This window comes from Cognatilysobacter tabacisoli (genome assembly GCF_003586305.1).
In the GTDB taxonomy this organism is placed as follows: domain Bacteria; phylum Pseudomonadota; class Gammaproteobacteria; order Xanthomonadales; family Xanthomonadaceae; genus Cognatilysobacter_A; species Cognatilysobacter_A tabacisoli.
Genome location: NZ_QXJI01000001.1, coordinates 1,258,872 through 1,274,772, shown reverse-complemented (window position 1 = coordinate 1,274,772; position 15,901 = coordinate 1,258,872). Strand labels below are relative to the sequence as shown.

At 71.0% G+C, this 15,901-nt stretch carries 16 protein-coding genes; 1 reads left to right on the top strand and 15 read right to left on the bottom strand.

Annotation, left to right across the window (positions count from 1 at the left end; genetic code table 11):
* The first annotated feature begins 15 nt into the window (after positions 1–15).
* A complete protein-coding gene (locus D3A60_RS10500; protein ID WP_119718608.1) occupies positions 16–297 on the top strand; it encodes a hypothetical protein in 282 nt (93 codons plus the stop codon).
* Here D3A60_RS10500 and D3A60_RS10495 read toward each other — a convergent pair.
* The 15 genes from D3A60_RS10495 to rpsB all read right to left on the bottom strand — a co-directional run bounded on the left by D3A60_RS10495 (position 288) and on the right by rpsB (position 15,737).
* Positions 288–938: a ribonuclease HII gene (locus D3A60_RS10495; RefSeq protein ID WP_119718607.1), complete on the bottom strand. Its 651-nt coding sequence runs from the start codon at positions 936–938 to the stop codon at positions 288–290. The genes D3A60_RS10500 and D3A60_RS10495 overlap by 10 nt on opposite strands.
* Positions 931–2,112, bottom strand: a complete 1,182-nt coding sequence (gene lpxB, locus D3A60_RS10490; RefSeq protein WP_119718606.1) for a lipid-A-disaccharide synthase — start codon at positions 2,110–2,112, stop codon at positions 931–933. The genes D3A60_RS10495 and lpxB overlap by 8 nt, the downstream gene beginning before the upstream one ends.
* 1 nt (position 2,113) lies before the next feature.
* Complete coding sequence (gene lpxA / locus D3A60_RS10485; RefSeq protein ID WP_119718605.1) at positions 2,114–2,899, bottom strand: acyl-ACP--UDP-N-acetylglucosamine O-acyltransferase; 786 nt, start codon at positions 2,897–2,899, stop codon at positions 2,114–2,116.
* A 1-nt stretch (position 2,900) separates the two neighbouring features.
* Positions 2,901–3,356, bottom strand: a complete 456-nt coding sequence (gene fabZ / locus D3A60_RS10480; RefSeq protein ID WP_119718604.1) for a 3-hydroxyacyl-ACP dehydratase FabZ — start codon at positions 3,354–3,356, stop codon at positions 2,901–2,903.
* Positions 3,356–4,390, bottom strand: a complete 1,035-nt coding sequence (gene lpxD, locus D3A60_RS10475; protein ID WP_119718603.1) for a UDP-3-O-(3-hydroxymyristoyl)glucosamine N-acyltransferase — start codon at positions 4,388–4,390, stop codon at positions 3,356–3,358. The genes fabZ and lpxD overlap by 1 nt, the downstream gene beginning before the upstream one ends.
* Before the next feature lie 22 nt (positions 4,391–4,412).
* A complete protein-coding gene (bamA, locus tag D3A60_RS10470; protein WP_119719079.1) occupies positions 4,413–6,932 on the bottom strand; it encodes an outer membrane protein assembly factor BamA in 2,520 nt (839 codons plus the stop codon).
* 94 nt (positions 6,933–7,026) lie between these two features.
* Positions 7,027–8,391 (bottom strand): RIP metalloprotease RseP, encoded by a 1,365-nt coding sequence (rseP, locus tag D3A60_RS10465; protein WP_119718602.1) that lies wholly within the window; start codon positions 8,389–8,391, stop codon positions 7,027–7,029.
* An 11-nt stretch (positions 8,392–8,402) separates the two neighbouring features.
* Positions 8,403–9,575 (bottom strand): 1-deoxy-D-xylulose-5-phosphate reductoisomerase, encoded by a 1,173-nt coding sequence (locus D3A60_RS10460; RefSeq protein WP_119718601.1) that lies wholly within the window; start codon positions 9,573–9,575, stop codon positions 8,403–8,405.
* A 2-nt stretch (positions 9,576–9,577) separates the two neighbouring features.
* Positions 9,578–10,429 carry a phosphatidate cytidylyltransferase gene (locus D3A60_RS10455; protein WP_119718600.1) on the bottom strand — a complete coding sequence of 284 codons (852 nt, stop codon included), beginning with the start codon at positions 10,427–10,429 and terminating at the stop codon, positions 9,578–9,580.
* A complete protein-coding gene (gene uppS / locus D3A60_RS10450) occupies positions 10,426–11,190 on the bottom strand; it encodes a polyprenyl diphosphate synthase (protein WP_119718599.1) in 765 nt (254 codons plus the stop codon). The genes D3A60_RS10455 and uppS overlap by 4 nt, the downstream gene beginning before the upstream one ends.
* A 141-nt stretch (positions 11,191–11,331) precedes the next feature.
* Positions 11,332–11,889 (bottom strand): ribosome recycling factor, encoded by a 558-nt coding sequence (gene frr / locus D3A60_RS10445; protein WP_119718598.1) that lies wholly within the window; start codon positions 11,887–11,889, stop codon positions 11,332–11,334.
* A gap of 105 nt (positions 11,890–11,994) precedes the next feature.
* Positions 11,995–12,972, bottom strand: coding sequence for a cation diffusion facilitator family transporter (locus D3A60_RS10440; protein WP_119718597.1), 978 nt, complete (start codon positions 12,970–12,972; stop codon positions 11,995–11,997).
* Between the two features lie 42 nt (positions 12,973–13,014).
* Positions 13,015–13,746, bottom strand: coding sequence for a UMP kinase (pyrH, locus tag D3A60_RS10435; RefSeq protein WP_119718596.1), 732 nt, complete (start codon positions 13,744–13,746; stop codon positions 13,015–13,017).
* 155 nt (positions 13,747–13,901) lie between these two features.
* Positions 13,902–14,783: a translation elongation factor Ts gene (tsf, locus tag D3A60_RS10430; protein ID WP_119718595.1), complete on the bottom strand. Its 882-nt coding sequence runs from the start codon at positions 14,781–14,783 to the stop codon at positions 13,902–13,904.
* A gap of 123 nt (positions 14,784–14,906) precedes the next feature.
* Complete coding sequence (rpsB, locus tag D3A60_RS10425; protein WP_119718594.1) at positions 14,907–15,737, bottom strand: 30S ribosomal protein S2; 831 nt, start codon at positions 15,735–15,737, stop codon at positions 14,907–14,909.
* Positions 15,738–15,901: the final 164 nt, after the last annotated feature.

Sequence of the window (15,901 nt, the reverse complement as noted above, 5' to 3'; positions counted from 1 at the left end):
CCCGGAGAACGCGCCATGCCCAACGAAACGAACGAGTCGAACACGCTGCCGGAAGACGGCGGCGAAACCCTGATCTTCACGCTGCGCGGCGATCGCCAGCTGGTCGTGCGCGTGCAGCTCGCCATGAGCACCCCGGTGGTGCCGGGCGTCCCGCCAAAGCCACGCGACCCCGGGGACACCGTGCTCGCGGTGATGCTCGACGCCGAGGTCATGCTCGCGATCCAGTACGGGATCCAGGAGACCTTCACCAGCACCCCAGTGGTGTCCGGCTCGCAGCCGCCCGGCAGTCAGAACTGAGCGGTCGCCGGCTGCGGCTGGCACTCGGCCACGGGCGCGAAGCTGCGCCGGTGCGCCGGGCACGGGCCGTGTTCGCGCAGCGCCTGCAGGTGCTGCGGCGCGCCGTAGCCCTTGTGCCGGTCGAAGCCGTACTGCGGCCAGCGCGCGTGCAGCTCGTGCATGTGCCGGTCGCGCGCGACCTTGGCCAGGATCGACGCGGCCATGATCGCGCGGTCGCGGGCGTCGCCGCCGATCCACGGCTCGGCCGGGCACGGCAGCCCCGGCGGGATGCGGTTGCCGTCGATGCGCGCGACGTCGGCCACCGCGCGCACGGCCAGCACCGCGCGGCGCATGCCGAGCATCGTCGCCTGGAAGATGTTCAGCCGGTCGATCTCGTCGACTTCGACGAACTCGATGTGCCACGCCAGCGCGCGCGCGACGATGCGCGGATACAGCGCCTCGCGCCGCGCGTGCGTGAGCTGCTTGGAATCGTCGAGGCCGTTGACCGGCGTGCGTCCCGGACCGAACACCACCGCGGCGATCACCACGGGGCCGGCAAGCGGGCCGCGGCCGGCTTCGTCGACGCCGCACACGCGGCGCGCGCCGTCGGCGACCGCCGGCAGGCCGAGCGCGAGCTGCGCGGGGCAGGAGGCGTCAGCCATCGCGCCGCACCACGTCGAGCACGGCGTCGGCCGCCTGCGCCGACGCATCGCGGCGCAGCGACGCGTGGATCGCGCGGAAGCGCGGCACCAGCGCGGCCACCGCGTCGGGCTGCTCGAGCCAGCCGTGCACCGCGTCGGCCAGCTTCGGCGGCGTGCAGTCGTGCTGCATCAGCTCGGGAACGACGCGCTCGCCGGCGAGCACGTTCGGCAGCGAGTAGGTGGCGACCTTCAGCAGGCCCAGGCGCTTGACCAGCGCGTAGGTGCTGGCGGCCACCCGGTACGCCACGACCATCGGCCGCTTGGCGAGCATCGCCTCCAGCGTCGCCGTGCCGGACGCCAGCAGCACCACGTCGCTGGCGATCATCAGCGTGCGCGCGTGGCCGTCGACGGTACGCACGCGCGGGGCGAGCGATGCGGCATCCGGGTGCGCGGCGAGCACGCGCTCGAACGCTGCGCGCGCGTGGGCGTTGGCCATCGGCGCGACGACCTGCAGCGCGGGGTCGGCGGCCAGCAGCAACGCGGCGGCGGACAGGAAGTCGTGGCCGAGGCGCTCGATCTCGCCGACGCGCGAGCCCGGCAGCAGCGCCAGCACGGGGCGGGCGGCATCGAGACCCAGCTGCGCGCGCGCGGCGTCGCGGTCGGGGTCGAGCGGCATCTCGTCGGCGAGCGGGTGGCCGACGAAATGCGCGTCGATGCCGAAGCGCGCGTAGATCGCCGGCTCCATCGGGAACAGGCACAGCACCCGGTCGGCGCTGCGGCCGATCTTCGCCGCGCGCTTCTCGCGCCACGCCCACACCGACGGGCTGACGTAGTGCACGGTGCGCACGCCGCGCTGCTTGAGCCAGCGCTCGACGCCGAGGTTGAAGTCCGGCGCGTCGATGCCGATGAACACGTCCGGCTGCCACGCGAGCACGCGCTCGCGCAGCGCGCGGCGCAGCCGCAGCAGGCGGGGCAGGTGGCGCAGCACTTCGGCCAGGCCCATGACCGCCAGTTCGGACGCGTCGTGCCAGGCGTCGAGCCCGGCGCGGCGCATCAGGTCGCCGCCGATGCCGGCGAAATGCGCGTCGGGATGTCGCGCCCGCAGCGCGTCGATCAGGGCGGCGCCGAGCAGGTCGCCCGAGGCTTCACCCGCGACCAGCGCGATGCGCAGCGGCCGTCCGACGGGCAGGGCCATCTCAGCGCAGCAGCGGGCGGTCGCCGCTGTCGATGAACTCGAGCAGGGCGCGCACGTCGGCGCTGTCGCCGGCGATCTCGACCAGCCGCGCGCGCGCCTCGTCGAGCGAGCCGCCGGACACGTACAGCGCCCGGTACGCACGCTTGATCGCGGCGATGCGATCGGCGTCGAAGCCGCGGCGCTTGAGCCCCTCGGCGTTGATGCCGCGCGGCCGGCCGTAGCCGTCCTGCGCGACCATCACGAACGGCGGCACGTCGCCGTTGACGAATGCGCCCATGCCGATGAACGCGTGCGCGCCGATCCGGCAGAACTGGTGCACGCCGACGAAGCCGCTGAGGATCACGTGGTCGTGCACGGTGACGTGGCCGGCGAGGGTCGCGTTGTTCGAGAACACGCAGTGACTGCCGACCTGACAGTCGTGGGCGACGTGGGTGTAGGCCAGCAGCCAGTTGTCGTCGCCGATGCGGGTCACGCCGCCGCCGTTGCCGGTGCCGCGGTTCACGGTGCAGAACTCGCGGAACACGTTGCGGTCGCCGATGTGCAGTTCGACGCGCTCGCCGCCGTACTTCTTGTCCTGCGGCTCGCCGCCGATCGCGCAGTGCCCGGCGAAGCGGTTGTCGCGGCCGATGCGGGTCGGCCCGTGGACGCTGCAGTGCGGTCCGAACGTGGTGCCGTCGCCGACCTCGACATCCGCGCCGATGTAGCAGAACGGGCCGACGCGGACGCCCTCGCCGAGCCGCGCACCGGCCTCGACGACAGCGCTCGGGTGGACCTGCGCGTCGCTCATGTCAGGGGCGCGCCTCGGCGCAGAGGATTTCCGCGCAGGCGACCTGCTCGCCGTCGACGCGCGCGGTGCCGACGTACAGCGCCATGTTGCGGATCACGCGGCGCAGCTCGACCTCGAGTTCGAGCCGGTCGCCCGGCACGACCATCCGCGAGAACTTCGCGTTGTCGATCTTGACCAGGTAGAACAGCCGCCCGTCGGCGGTGGTCTGGCTCGACAGCTGGGTCAGGATGCCGCCGGCCTGGGCGAGGGCCTCGACCACCATCACCCCGGGCATCACCGGCTTGCCGGGGAAATGTCCCTGGAAGAACGGCTCGTTACAGGTGACGTTCTTGTACGCGACGATGCGCTTGTGCGCTTCGTACTCGGTGACGCGGTCGACCAGCAGGAACGGGTAGCGGTGCGGCAGCAGCGCGTGGATGGCGGGAACGTCGATCGGGAGTTGCACGGTGGGACTCATCAGGTTTCCTTGTCGCCCGCCCGGACCCGGCGGGCGAGGGCGTCGAGCTGCTTGAAGCGGGCGGCGCTCTTGCGCCAGCTGCGATTGTCCATCAACGGCGTGCCCGACGAATACTCGCCCGGCTCGGTGATCGAATGGGTCACCAGGCTCATCGCGGTCACGACGACGCGGTCGCAAACCTGCAGGTGGCCGAGGATGCCGGCGGCGCCGCCTATCAGGCAGTAGCGCCCGACGGTCGCGCTGCCGGCCACCGCCGAACAGCCGGCCATCGCCGTGTGGGCGCCGATCCGCACGTTGTGGCCGATCTGGATCTGGTTGTCGAGGCGGACGTCGTGTTCGAGCACGGTGTCGTCGACCGCGCCGCGGTCGATCGTCGTGTTGGCGCCGATCTCGCAGTCGTCGCCGACGAACACGCCGCCGAGCTGCGGCACGTTGATCCAGTGCGCCTCGCCGTCGCCCGGGCGCTCCATCGCCATGCCGAAGCCGGCCGAGCCGAGCACCGCGCCGGGGTGGACAACCACCCGCTGGCCGAGGCGCACGCGCGTGACCAGGGTGACGCGCGCCACCAGCGTGCTGCCGGCGCCGACCACGCAGTCATCGCCGATGACGCAGCCGGGACCGACGACGGCGCCGGCCTCGATGCGGCTGCGCGCGCCGACGCTGACGAACGGACCAATGTGGGCAGTGGCGTCGACGGTGGCGCTGGCATCGATCGCGGCGGACGCGTGGATGCCCGGCGGCTGGGCTGCGCGGGGCTCGAACAGCGCCGCAAGCCGCGCGAACGCGACGTACGGGTCGCGCGCGATCAGCGCGGTGCCGGCGAAGCCGTCGGCGTCGTCTGCGCGCATCACGACCACGCCGGCGCGCGTCTGCGCGAGCTGGCTGCGGTATCGGGGGTTGGCGAGGAACGCGAGCTGCGACGGATTCGCGCCCGCCAGCGTGCCGACGCCGCGCACTTGCGCGGCGCCGTCGCCTTTCAGTTCGAGCCCGGCGTGTCGCGCGAGCTCGCTGGCGGAGTAGGTCGGGCCGTCCACGGTTGCACCGTTCGGGGCGTGGTCAGAACACGCCGCCGAAGGTGAACTGCAGGCGCTCGATCCGGTCCTCGTCTTCCTTGCGCAGCGGGTACGCGTAGCTGATCGAGATCGGACCCATCGGCGAGCGCCAGGCCAGCGCGAGGCCGGTCGAAGCGCGCAGCTCGCCGGCATCGAACGCGTCGAAGTCGGAGAACACGTTGCCGAAGTCGACGAACGCCGAGACGCGCGCCGCCGGGGTGTCGAGCAGGCTCGGGAAGATGAATTCGACCGAGCCGACCGTCTTCAGCGCGCCGCCGAGCGGCTGCGTCGGGCCGAGGGGACCGCCTACGGTCGCGCGCGGGCCGAGGGTGTTGTCGACGAAGCCGCGCACCGAGCGCACGCCGCCGGCGTAGAAGTTCTCGAAGAACGGCAGGCCGTCGGCGGTGACGGTCTTATCGTAGTCCGGGGACGTGGTCAGGCACGGCTCGGTCGGCGGCGCACCCGGCACGACGGTGATGTCGTTGACGGTGGCCGGATTGCCGTCGGCATCCACCAGCGTGTCCGGGCTGAAGCAGATGTTGCGCACGGTGGCGTCGCCATAGCTGTCGCCGTAGCCGAGTTCGGCGCGGGTGTTGATGACCAGGTGGCGCGACAGCGGCCAGAACTTCGAGATGTTGTAGTTGAGCTTGAAGTACTCGGCGGTCGAGCCCGGCAGCGTCGCTTCCAGGCCGATGCGCTGGTACATGCCGCGGGTGGGCGTCAGCGCGTTGTCGAGCGAGTTGCGCGCCCAGCCGATCTCGCCGCGCCACGCGTGGAACGTGCGCTGGTCGATCGCGTCGATGTAGTCGACGATGACGTCGGGGGACGAGTTGCGGAACGCGAAGATCTCGTTGCTGTCGATGCCGAACAGCGCGCTGACCGTGTCGGTCTCGGTGATCGGCACGCCGAGCACCATCTGCGCCGCGCCGCTGGTGCTGGAGTACTGCGCGGTGTTGAAGTCGGAGTAGTCGAGTTCGCGCCACCACAGGTTGTAGCCCAGCGACAGGCCGCCGTCGGTGAAGTACGGGTTGCGGAACGAGAAGTCGTAGCGCTGGGTGAAGTCGTTGCGCTGCGCCTGCACGGACACCTGGTTGCCGCTGCCGAGGAAGTTGCTCTGCGACAGCTGGATCTGCGTGGTCAGGCCGGTCAACTGCGAGAAGCCGAGGCCGAACACGAAGCTGCCGGAGGTGGTCTCCTTGACGTTGTAGACGACGTCGACTTCGTCGTTGCTGCCGGTGACCGGCTGCGTCTCGACGTCGACGGTCTCGAAGAAGCCCAGCTGCTGCAGACGGATCTTCGAGCGGTCGATCGCGGCCTGCGAGTACCACGCGCCTTCGAACTGGCGCATCTCGCGGCGCATGACCTCGTCGCTGGTGCGGGTGTTGCCCTTGAAGGCGATCCGGCGGACGTTGACGCGCGGCCCCGGCACGACCTGCAGGTTGATGCCGACCGTCTTCGCCTCGCGGTTGACGTCGGGAATCGTGTTGACCTGGGCGAACGCATAGCCGACGTTGCCGAGCGTCGCGGTGATCGCGTCGGAGCTGATCTCCAGCAGGCGGCGCGAGAACGTCTGTTCCGGCTTGACCAGCACCAGCCGCTCGATCTGCTCCTTCGGGAGCACCGTGTCGCCGGTGACGTTGATCGACGACACCGTGTACTGGTCGCCCTCGGTGATGCCGGCGGTGACGAACATGTCCTGCCGGTCGGGGCTGATCGAGACCTGGGTCGAGTCGACGCTGAAGTCGACGTAGCCGCGGTCGAGGTAGTACGAGTTCAGGCGCTCGAGGTCGCCGGCGAGCTTCTCGCGCGAATACTGGCTGTCGCGGCGGTACCAGCTGAGCCAGTTGTTCTCGCGCGACTCCCACGTATCGATGATGTCCTCGTCCGGGAACTTCTCGTTGCCGACCAGGTTGATGTGGCGGATCTTGGCCGCCTTGCCTTCCTTGATCGTGATCGTCAGGTCGACGCGGTTGCGGTCCAGCCGCGCGACGCTCGGGGTGATCTCGACGTTGTACTTGCCGCGGTTGTTGTACTGGCGGGTCAGCTCCTGGGTCACCCGGTCCAGCGCAAGCCGGTCGTAGGTGCCGCCTTCGCTGAGGCCGATGTCGGTCAGGCCCTTGGTCAGGTCTTCGGTCTTGATGTCCTTGTTGCCGGTGATCGTCAGCTTGTTGATCGCCGGGCGCTCGGTGACGGTCACGACCAGGATGCTGCCCTGGCGGTCCAGGCGCACGTCCTCGAAGAAGCCGGTCTTGTACAGCGCGCGGATCGCGTCGCCGGCCTGTCCGAGGTCGACGGTGTCGCCGCGCTCGATCGGCAGGTACGTGAACACGGTGCCCGCCGAGATGCGCTGCAGGCCGTCGATGCGGATGTCGGTAACCGTGAACGCGCCGGGGGAGGTGGGCTGCGGGGTCGCGGCGGGCGCGATCGAGAACGGATCGGTCGACTGTGCGAACGCGGGAAGGGCCGGGGCCAGCGCCGATGCAAGGGCGAGGGCAAGCAGGCGGCGAGAGGGGGTTCGCGTCATCATCACGTCCGGTTGGGGTCTGTCGCGCCCGTTGCAGGGGCCTGGAGTCGAAAGGCGTGCAGCAGGGCGTCGCGTGGCGCGGAGCGGTCCGTCATCAACGCACCAGGTTGTTCACGATGTCGTTGTAGAACGCCAGGCCCATCAGGCTGGCGATCAGGGCGAGGCCGACGTACTGGCCCGCGGCCATCACGCGCTCGCTGACCGGGCTGCCCTTGACCAGCTCGATAAGGTAATACAGCAGGTGACCGCCGTCCAAGATCGGGATCGGCAGCAGGTTGAGGATGCCGAGGCTCAGCGACAGCATCGCCAGCATCGACAGGTACCACGCTGCGCCGTGGCTGGCATAGGCGTTGGCCGCCCGGGCGATGGTGATCGGGCCCGCGACGGTGTTCTCCACGGAGACCTTCCCGCTGAACGCCCGGCCAATCATCGCGAAGATCTCGCGCGTCTGGTGCACCCCTTCGCGCAGTGCAGCCGGCACTGCGGCGACCGGGCCGTAGCGCAGCACGGCGTCTTTCGCCGGCGGCGCGCCGGCGGCCAGGGCGATGCCCAGGCCCCAGTAGGCGTCTCCCGTCTGCGGGTCCTGCATGCGGCGCGGTGCCAGTTCGAGCGCGAGCCGCTCGCCGTCGCGGCGGACCTCGACCATCGCCGGTACCCCGCGTTCGCCCAGGCGCTGCACCGCCGGACGCACCTCGTCGGCGCGTGCAATGGGTTCGCCGTCGATGGCGGTGATCACGTCGCCTTCGGCCAGCACGCCCCAGCCGGCGCTCTCGGGCACGACCCGGCCGATCAGCGCGGGCGCCAGTTCGTGGCGCGCGGTCAGGCCGATCGCCTCGACCGCGCGGCGCTCGTCGAACTCCGCCGGCAGCGACGATAGCCGCAGCTCGCGTTCGGCCTCGGTGCCGGCCGCGGTGCGAACCTGCACGCGCACGTCGGCGTGGTCCAGCGCCGCGGGAATCAGCGCCATCTGCGCGTCGCTCCAGGTCGGCGTGGCGCGATTGCCGATCGCCAGCAGCGTGTCCCCGGGTCGCAGCCCCGCCTCGGCGGCGATGCCGTCGACCTGGCCGACGACCGGCGCGTAGTCGGGGCGGCCGATCACGAACATCGCCCACAGCAGGGTCACGCACAGGATCAGGTTGGCCAGCGGGCCGGCGAACACGATTGCAATGCGCTTGTAGACCGACTGGTTGTTGAAGGCCTGGGCGCGCTGCGAGGCCGGCACTTCGCCTTCGCGCTCGTCGAGCATCTTGACGTAGCCACCGAGCGGGATCGCGGCAACGACATATTCGGTGCCGTCCTTGCCGACGCGCTTCCACAGCGCACGGCCGAAGCCGATCGAAAAGCGCAGCACTTTCACGCCGCTGCGCCGGGCCACCCAGTAGTGGCCGAACTCGTGGATCGTCACCAGCACGCCGAGGCTGACGATGAGCCACCAGATCGAGCCGAGGAATTCAGTCATGGTCGGTCGGCTCAGGCGGCGAAGGAGGTGAGGACGCGTTCGGCATGGCGGCGTGCGGCGGCGTCGGCCGCCACCAGCGTCTCGAGCGAGTCGGCCGGCGCGGCAGGCAGGGCGGCCAGCGCGTCTTCGACCACCGCGGGAATGGACAGGAAACCGATCCGCCGCTGAAGAAAGGCTGAAACGGCGACCTCGTTCGCCGCGTTCAGCACCGCCGGCGCGGTCCCACCGGCCGCCAGCGCGTCGAACGCGAGCCGCAGGCACGGAAACGCGTCGAGGTCGGGCGGCTCGAAATCGAGCCGACCGCCTTGCGCGAGCAGATCAAGCCCGGCCACGCCCGAGGCGATCCGCTCCGGCCAGCCGAAGCCGACCGCCAGCGCGGTGCGCATGTCGGGCAGGCCCAGCTGCGCGAGCGTCGAGCCGTCGACGAACTCGACCAGCGAGTGGACCAGGCTCTGCGGATGCACCAGCACGCCGATCCGCTCGCGCGGCAGCCCGAACAGGTGGTGGGCCTCGATGACCTCGAGCCCCTTGTTCATCAGCGTCGCCGAGTCGACCGAGATCTTCGGTCCCATCGACCACTTCGGATGGGCGACCGCCTGCTCCGGCGTCACCGCGGCGAGCGCGGAGCGGCTGCGCCCGCGGAACGGACCGCCCGACGCGGTCAGCAGGATGCGCTGCAGGCCCGCGTGGGCGTGCGCGTCGGGCAGGCACTGGAAGATCGCGTTGTGCTCGCTGTCGATCGGCACCACGGTCGCCCCGGCGCCGGCGGCGGCCGCCATCAGCAGTTCGCCGGCGAGCACCAGCGATTCCTTGTTCGCCAGCAGCAGGCGCTTGCCCGCGCGGGCGGCGGCGAGGGTCGAGCGCAGGCCCGCGGCGCCGACGATCGCGGCCACGACGGTGTCGCAGGCGTCGCCAGAGACGAGCGCGTCGAGCGCATCGCTGCCCGCGTGCGCCTGCGTCGCCAGCCCGGCATCGCGCAGGGCGTCGCGCAGTCGCGGGAGCAGGGCCGGATCGGCGATCACCGCGTGTGCCGGCGCGTGGCGCGCGCACAGCGCGACCAGCGCATCGACCTGGCGACCGGCGGCTAGCACCGTGGCCTGCAGCCGGTCGGGATGGCGCGCGATGACGTCGAGCGCCGAGGTGCCGATCGAACCGGTGGCACCGAGCACGGCAATGCGGCGCATGGTCAGAAGCCCAGCACGGCCTTGCCGACCGCGAACACCGGCAGCGCGGCGAGCACGCCGTCCAGCCGGTCCAGCACGCCGCCGTGGCCCGGGATCAGGTGCCCCGAATCCTTCACCCCGACGTGGCGCTTCAGCAGGCTTTCGTAGAGGTCGCCGATGACCGAGAACAGCGCCGCGCCGAGCGACACCGCCGCGACGGCCGGCAGCTGCGCGGCGGTGGCGCCGGCGAACAGGGCGAAGCCCACGCCGGCGGCCATGCCGGCCACGACGCCACCGAGCAGGCCTTCGATCGTCTTGTTCGGGCTGATCCGCGGCGCGAGCTTGCGTCCACTGAACACCTTGCCGCCGAACGTCCGGCCGGCGAAGTACGCGCCGGTGTCGGCGGCCCACACCACCGCCAGTGCGGCGAGCAGCCAGCGGTGGCCGTTGGGCTCCTCCGCATGGATCCACGCCAGCGCGCACCAGGCCGGGATCACCGCAAGAGCGCCGGCGGCGAGCTTGAACGCGCGCGCGTGGGTGTCGTGGTCGCTGGCGAAGTCGAAGCGGCCCAGCCAGAACAACGCCAGCAGCCACCAGATCACGCCGACCACGGACGCCAGCTGGAACAGCACCATCGTGAAGCCGCTGGGCGAACGCGACGCCCACACCAGCGCGACCATCAGCGCGACGTGCGCGACCAGCAGCACGGTGCGCGCGAGCGTGTCGTCGACTTCGGCCAGGTCGAACCACTCCCACAGCCCGGCCAGGAACACCACCGCCGCCAGCGCGATCATCCACGGCGTCGGCAGCAGCAGGATCGCCGCGATGGCGACCGGTGCCATGACCAGTGCAGCCAGGAGTCGGGTTCGGGTCATGCAGCAGTCTCGTCGGGCCGGGCGGCAAGCTGCGCACCGGTCAGGCCGAAGCGACGCTCGCGCCCGGCGTAATCGTCAATGGCGCGCCGCAGTGTGGCCGCATCGAGTTCGGGCCACAACAGGTCGGTGAACCACAGCTCGGTGTAGGCCAGCTGCCACAGCAGGAAGTTGCTGATGCGGCAGTCTCCGCCGGTGCGGATGAACAGGTCCGGTGCCGGCAGGTCGGCCAGCGCGACGCGCGCGCCGAGCGCGGCTTCGTCGATGTCCTCGGGGCGCAGCGTGCCGGCGGCGACGTCGGCCGCCAGCGAGCGCGCGGCCTGGGCGAGGTCCCAGCGGCCGCCGTAGCTGGCCGCGACGGTCAGGTGCAGGCGGCTGTTACCGCGCGTGCGCGTCTCGGCCGCGTCCATCTGCGCGCGGATGGCGTCGCTGAACCGCTCGCGCTCGCCGATGAAGCGCACGCGCACGCCGCGTCGATCCAGTTCGTCGACCTCGCGTTCGAGCGCGTTGAGGAACAGCTTCATCAGCGCGCCGACCTCGTCCTGCGGTCGCCCCCAGTTCTCGCTCGAGAACGCGAACAGGGTCAGCGCCTCGATGCCGTGCTCGAGGCAGAAATCGATGCAGACGTTGACGGTGCGCGCGCCGGCGCGGTGGCCGATCACGCGCGGGCGCCGGCGCCGCTCTGCCCAGCGCCCGTTGCCGTCCATGATCACGGCGAGGTGGCGCGGAACGCGGGCGGCGGGAGTGGGTTCGGAAGGAGCCATCGGGTCGTTCGGTGGGCGCGGCGCGCGCCGTGCGTGCGGCTACGGGCGTCCGGGCGATGCGTTCGGAGGCGTGGAACGGACCGGCGGCCGGGACGGAAGTTCAGTCCGGGCACGCCCGCGGGCCGCTGGAGCCGGCTCCGGTCAGACCGACATCAGCTCGGTTTCCTTGGCCTTGATGACCTCGTCGACGTCCTTGATCGCCGAGTCGGTGATCTTCTGGATGTCGGTTTCCGAACGGCTCGCCTCGTCCTCGGTGATCTGCTTGTCCTTCAGCAGTTCCTTGACCTGGTGGTTGGCGTCGCGGCGGATGTTGCGGATGGCGACCTTGGCGTCCTCGCCGGCGGAGTGCACGACCTTGGTCAGCTCCTTGCGGCGCTCTTCGGTCAGCGCCGGCAGGTTCAGGCGGATCACGGTGCCGGCGGTGTTCGGGGTCAGGCCGAGGTCCGAGCCGAGAATGGCCTTCTCGACCGCGCCGACCATCTGCTTCTCCCACGGCGTGATCGTCAGCGAGCGCGCGTCCTGCACGGCGACGGTGGCGACCTGCGACAGCGGCATCTCCGAGCCGTAGTAGTTGACCTTGATGTGGTCGACCAGCGCGGTCGACGCGCGGCCGGTGCGCACCTTGACGAGGTCGTGGCGGAAGGCCTCGACGCTCTTGGCCATGCGGGTCTGGGCGTCTTTCTTGATGTCGTTGAGCATCGACGGCTCCGGTCGGGTGTCGGTAATCGCGGAAGTATAGCCGGCCGCCCCCGGCGACGGCCCGTGACGGCGTGCCCGCGGGTGTGCCGGGCGCGGCCGGCGGGCTCAGTGCGCGTGCGGCGCGCGGTCGTGCCGGTCGTGCTCGCAGGCCTGGCCGTGCTCGACCTGCAGCGTGGCGTGGTTGATCCCGAAGCGCGCGTCGAGCGCGTGCACCAGCGCGTCGAGGAACGCGTCGTGGTCGTCGACCGATGGGCGCACGAGGTGGGCGGTCATCGCGATCTCGCCGGCCCCCAGCGACCAGATGTGCAGGTGGTGGACCGCTTCGACGCCGGGCTCGGCCTCGAGGAAGGCCTGCACCTTGGCCGGATCGATCGCGCGCGGCACCGCGTCCATCGCCGCGCTGAAGCTCTCGCGCAGCAGCCCGAACGCGCCGACCGCGATCACGGCGCCGACCAGCAGCGCGGTCACCGGATCGAGCCACGTCCAGCCCAGCCACACCATGCCGGCGCCGGCCAGCACCGCCGCCAGCGACACCGCGGCATCGGCGATCAGGTGCAGGAACGCGCCGCGGCGGTTGAGGTCGTGCGCGTGCCCACCGCGGACCAGCCACGCCGCGCCGAGGTTGACCGCGATGCCGATCGCCGCGACGACCATCACCGGCACGCCCGGCACCTCCGGCGGCGCGCCGACGCGGCGGATCGCCTCCCACGCCAAGGCGCCGGAAAATCCGACCAGCAGCAGCGCGTTGGCCAGCGGCGACAGCAGAGTCGCGCGGCGCCAGCCGTAAGTGTGGCGCGCGCTGGTCGGCCGCTTGGCGACGACCGCCGCGGCCCAGGCCAGGCCGAGCCCGAGCACGTCGCCGAAGTTGTGCAGCGCGTCGGACAGCAGCGCGAGCGAGTTGGTCGCGAAGCCGTAGCCGGCCTCGAGCACCGTGTAGGCCAGGTTGATCAGCGTGATCGCCGCGAACGCGCGCGTGCCGCTCAGGCCATGGTGATGGCCGTGCCCGGCGTGGCCGTGCGCCGCGTGCCCGTGGCCGCCATGGTTGTGGCCGCCGTGCTCGTGGTCGTGGTGGTGCAGGCCCATGGCGTCATCGTGGCACGCGCGCCGGGCGCGTGCCGCCGGGCGTTACAGGCCGGCGTTGCGGCCGCGCACGAGGGTGCCGATCGTCTCGCCCTTGAGGATTCGCAGCAGCACGCCCGGCTGGCTCATGTCGAAGATGCGCAGCGGCAGGTCGCTGTCCCGGCACAGCGCGAATGCGGCGGTGTCCATCACCTGCAGGTCGCGGGCGATCACCTCGTCGTAGGTCAGCTTGTCGAAGCGCACCGCGTCGGCGTGCTTCTTCGGGTCCTTGTCGTACACGCCGTCGACCTTGGTCGCCTTCAGCAGCAGGTCGGCGCCGATCTCGATCGCGCGCAGCGCGGCGCCCGAGTCGGTGGTGAAGAACGGATTGCCCGTGCCGGCGGCGAAGATCGCGATGCGGCCCTTCTCGAGGTGGCGCACGGCGCGGCGGCGGATGTAGTCCTCGCACACGTCGTTGATCTTGATCGCGCTCATGACGCGGCACTTGGCGCCGAGCTTCTCCAGCGCGTCCTGCATCGCCAGCGCGTTGATGACGGTGGCGAGCATGCCCATCTGGTCGCCGGTCACCCGGTCCATGCCGCCGGCGGCCAGGCCGGCGCCGCGGAAGATGTTGCCGCCGCCGATCACCAGCGCGATCTCGGCGCCGGCATCGCGCGCCTCGATCACCTCGCGCGCCAGCCGCCCGATCACGGCCGGGTCGATGCCGTAGTCTTCGCCACCCATCAGCGCCTCGCCCGACAGTTTCAGCAGGACACGGCGGTAGGCGAGCTCGGACATGGGGCTTCTCGGGTGGCGGGGGCGGCGCAATTCTAGCCGACCGTGGCGCGCGCGATCCGGCTGGACGGCGATCGCGTCGTCGGCTGGCCCGCGGCGCGGACAAAAGGAAAGGCCGCGGGAGTCCGCGGCCTTCCAGGTACGACGGGCGGGGTGGCTTACGCCAGGCCGGCCTGCTTCATCACTTCGGCGGCGTAGTCCTCGACCACCTTCTCGATGCCTTCGCCGACGGCCAGGCGCTGGAAGCCGACCACGTCCGCGCCGGCGGCCTTCAGCGCCTGCTCGACCGACTGGTCGGTGTTCAGCACGTACGGCTGGCCGTACAGGGTGACCTCGTTGACGATCTTGGCGACCTTGCCGGCCATGATCTTCTCGAGGATCTCGGCCGGCTTGGACTTGTCCTTGTCGGACATCTTGGCCAGCTCGATTTCCTTTTCCTTCGCGACGAACTCGGCCGGCACGTCGGCGGCCTTGTTGTACGGCGGGTTCATCGCGGCGATGTGCATCGCGATGCCGCGGGCCAGGTCGGCGTCGCCACCGGCGACCTCGACCAGCACGCCGATGCGGCCGCCGTGGATGTACGCGGCGACGTTGTTGGCGCTGTCGATGCGGGCCAGGCGACGGACCTGCACGTTCTCGCCGACCTTGGCGATGACGGCGGCGCGGGCTTCTTCGACGGTCTCGCCGGTCGGCAGCTTGGCCGACTTCAGCGCTTCGGCGTCTGCGGCGCCGGAGGCCAGCGCGGCCTGGGCGACGGCGTTGGTGAAGGCGACGAAGTTGTCGTCCTTGGCCACGAAGTCGGTTTCGGAGTTGATCTCGACCAGCACGGCCTTGCCGCCTTCCGAAGCGGCCACGATGCGGCCCTCGGCGGCGACGCGGCCGGCCTTCTTGTCGGCCTTGGCCAGGCCGGACTTGCGCAGCCACTCGGCCGCGGCGTCGATGTCGCCGTTGTTCTCGGTGAGTGCCTTCTTGCACTCCATCATGCCGGCGCCGGTGCGCTCGCGCAGTTCCTTGACGAGGGAAGCGGTGATTTCTGCCATGGGGGTTACCTCGAATAAGTAGGGTAGGCGGGCCGTGGCCCGCCGGTCCGGCACCCGGGCGTGGCCCGGCGTGCGCAGGAACGAAGCGGCCGCGCAGCGTGGCGCGGCCGCGTGACGCTCGGATTACTCGGCGGCCGGTGCGTCGGCAGCCGGCTCGTCGGCCTTGGCCGCGGCCTTCTTGGCCGGCGCGCGGCGCGCGCCCTTGCGCTCGCCGGCGTCGCCTTCGGCGGCCTCGGCGAATTCTTCCTCGCGGACCGTCGCGGCCTGCGGCGCGGCGGCCTTGCCCTCGAGCACGGCGTCGGCGGCGGCGCGGGCGTACAGCTGCACGGCGCGGATCGCGTCGTCGTTGCCCGGGATCGCGTAGTCGACCAGGGCCGGATCGTAGTTGGTGTCGACGACGGCGATGACCGGGATGCCGAGCTTCTTGGCCTCCTTGATCGCGATGTCCTCGTGGCCGATGTCGATCACGAACAGCGCGTCGGGCAGGCGGTTCATGTCCTTGATGCCGCCCAGCGAGGCCAGCAGCTTCTCGCGCTCGCGGCGCAGGCTCAGGACTTCGTGCTTGACCAGCTTCTGGAAGGTGCCGTCGGTCTCGGCGGCCTCGAGCTCCTTCAGGCGCTGCACCGACTGCTTGACGGTGCGGAAGTTGGTCAGCGTGCCGCCCAGCCAGCGCTGGGTCATGTACGGCATGCCGCAGCGCTCGGCCTCTTCCTTGATCGAGTCGCGCGCCGAGCGCTTGGTGCCGATGAACAGGATCGTGCCGCGCTTCTGGGCGACGCCCGAGATGAAGTTCATCGCGTCGTTGAACAGCGGAACGGTCTTCTCGAGGTTGATGATGTGGATCTTGCCGCGGGCGCCGAAGATGTACGGACCCATCTTCGGGTTCCAGTAGCGGGTCTGGTGGCCGAAGTGGACGCCCGCTTCGAGCATCTGGCGCATGGTGATCTGGGGCATTGCGGTAACTCCAAGGCAGGGGAACCGGCCGCCGGGAAGGTGTGGCGGCTGCCCGCGGCAGGGCCGTGGGCGAAGGTTCCGGGGTTGGGCCTCCCCGCTGCTTCCGTGGCCGAACTCCTGAGTCCCGAGGGACCGGAGCACCCCGGCACGGAGGGTGGCAGCGG

What these genes read in the sequence shown, in the direction of transcription:
- D3A60_RS10500 (WP_119718608.1), top strand. Translation starts at nt 16, where the DNA reads ATGCCCAACGAAACGAACGAGTCGAACACGCTGCCGGAAGACGGCGGC.
- D3A60_RS10495 (WP_119718607.1), bottom strand. Translation starts at nt 938, where the DNA reads ATGGCTGACGCCTCCTGCCCCGCGCAGCTCGCGCTCGGCCTGCCGGCG.
- lpxB (WP_119718606.1), bottom strand. Translation starts at nt 2,112, where the DNA reads ATGGCCCTGCCCGTCGGACGGCCGCTGCGCATCGCGCTGGTCGCGGGT.
- lpxA (WP_119718605.1), bottom strand. Translation starts at nt 2,899, where the DNA reads ATGAGCGACGCGCAGGTCCACCCGAGCGCTGTCGTCGAGGCCGGTGCG.
- fabZ (WP_119718604.1), bottom strand. Translation starts at nt 3,356, where the DNA reads ATGAGTCCCACCGTGCAACTCCCGATCGACGTTCCCGCCATCCACGCG.
- bamA (WP_119719079.1), bottom strand. Translation starts at nt 6,932, where the DNA reads ATGACGCGAACCCCCTCTCGCCGCCTGCTTGCCCTCGCCCTTGCATCG.
- rseP (WP_119718602.1), bottom strand. Translation starts at nt 8,391, where the DNA reads ATGACTGAATTCCTCGGCTCGATCTGGTGGCTCATCGTCAGCCTCGGC.
- D3A60_RS10460 (WP_119718601.1), bottom strand. Translation starts at nt 9,575, where the DNA reads ATGCGCCGCATTGCCGTGCTCGGTGCCACCGGTTCGATCGGCACCTCG.
- D3A60_RS10455 (WP_119718600.1), bottom strand. Translation starts at nt 10,429, where the DNA reads ATGACCCGAACCCGACTCCTGGCTGCACTGGTCATGGCACCGGTCGCC.
- uppS (WP_119718599.1), bottom strand. Translation starts at nt 11,190, where the DNA reads ATGGCTCCTTCCGAACCCACTCCCGCCGCCCGCGTTCCGCGCCACCTC.
- frr (WP_119718598.1), bottom strand. Translation starts at nt 11,889, where the DNA reads ATGCTCAACGACATCAAGAAAGACGCCCAGACCCGCATGGCCAAGAGC.
- D3A60_RS10440 (WP_119718597.1), bottom strand. Translation starts at nt 12,972, where the DNA reads ATGGGCCTGCACCACCACGACCACGAGCACGGCGGCCACAACCATGGC.
- pyrH (WP_119718596.1), bottom strand. Translation starts at nt 13,746, where the DNA reads ATGTCCGAGCTCGCCTACCGCCGTGTCCTGCTGAAACTGTCGGGCGAG.
- tsf (WP_119718595.1), bottom strand. Translation starts at nt 14,783, where the DNA reads ATGGCAGAAATCACCGCTTCCCTCGTCAAGGAACTGCGCGAGCGCACC.
- rpsB (WP_119718594.1), bottom strand. Translation starts at nt 15,737, where the DNA reads ATGCCCCAGATCACCATGCGCCAGATGCTCGAAGCGGGCGTCCACTTC.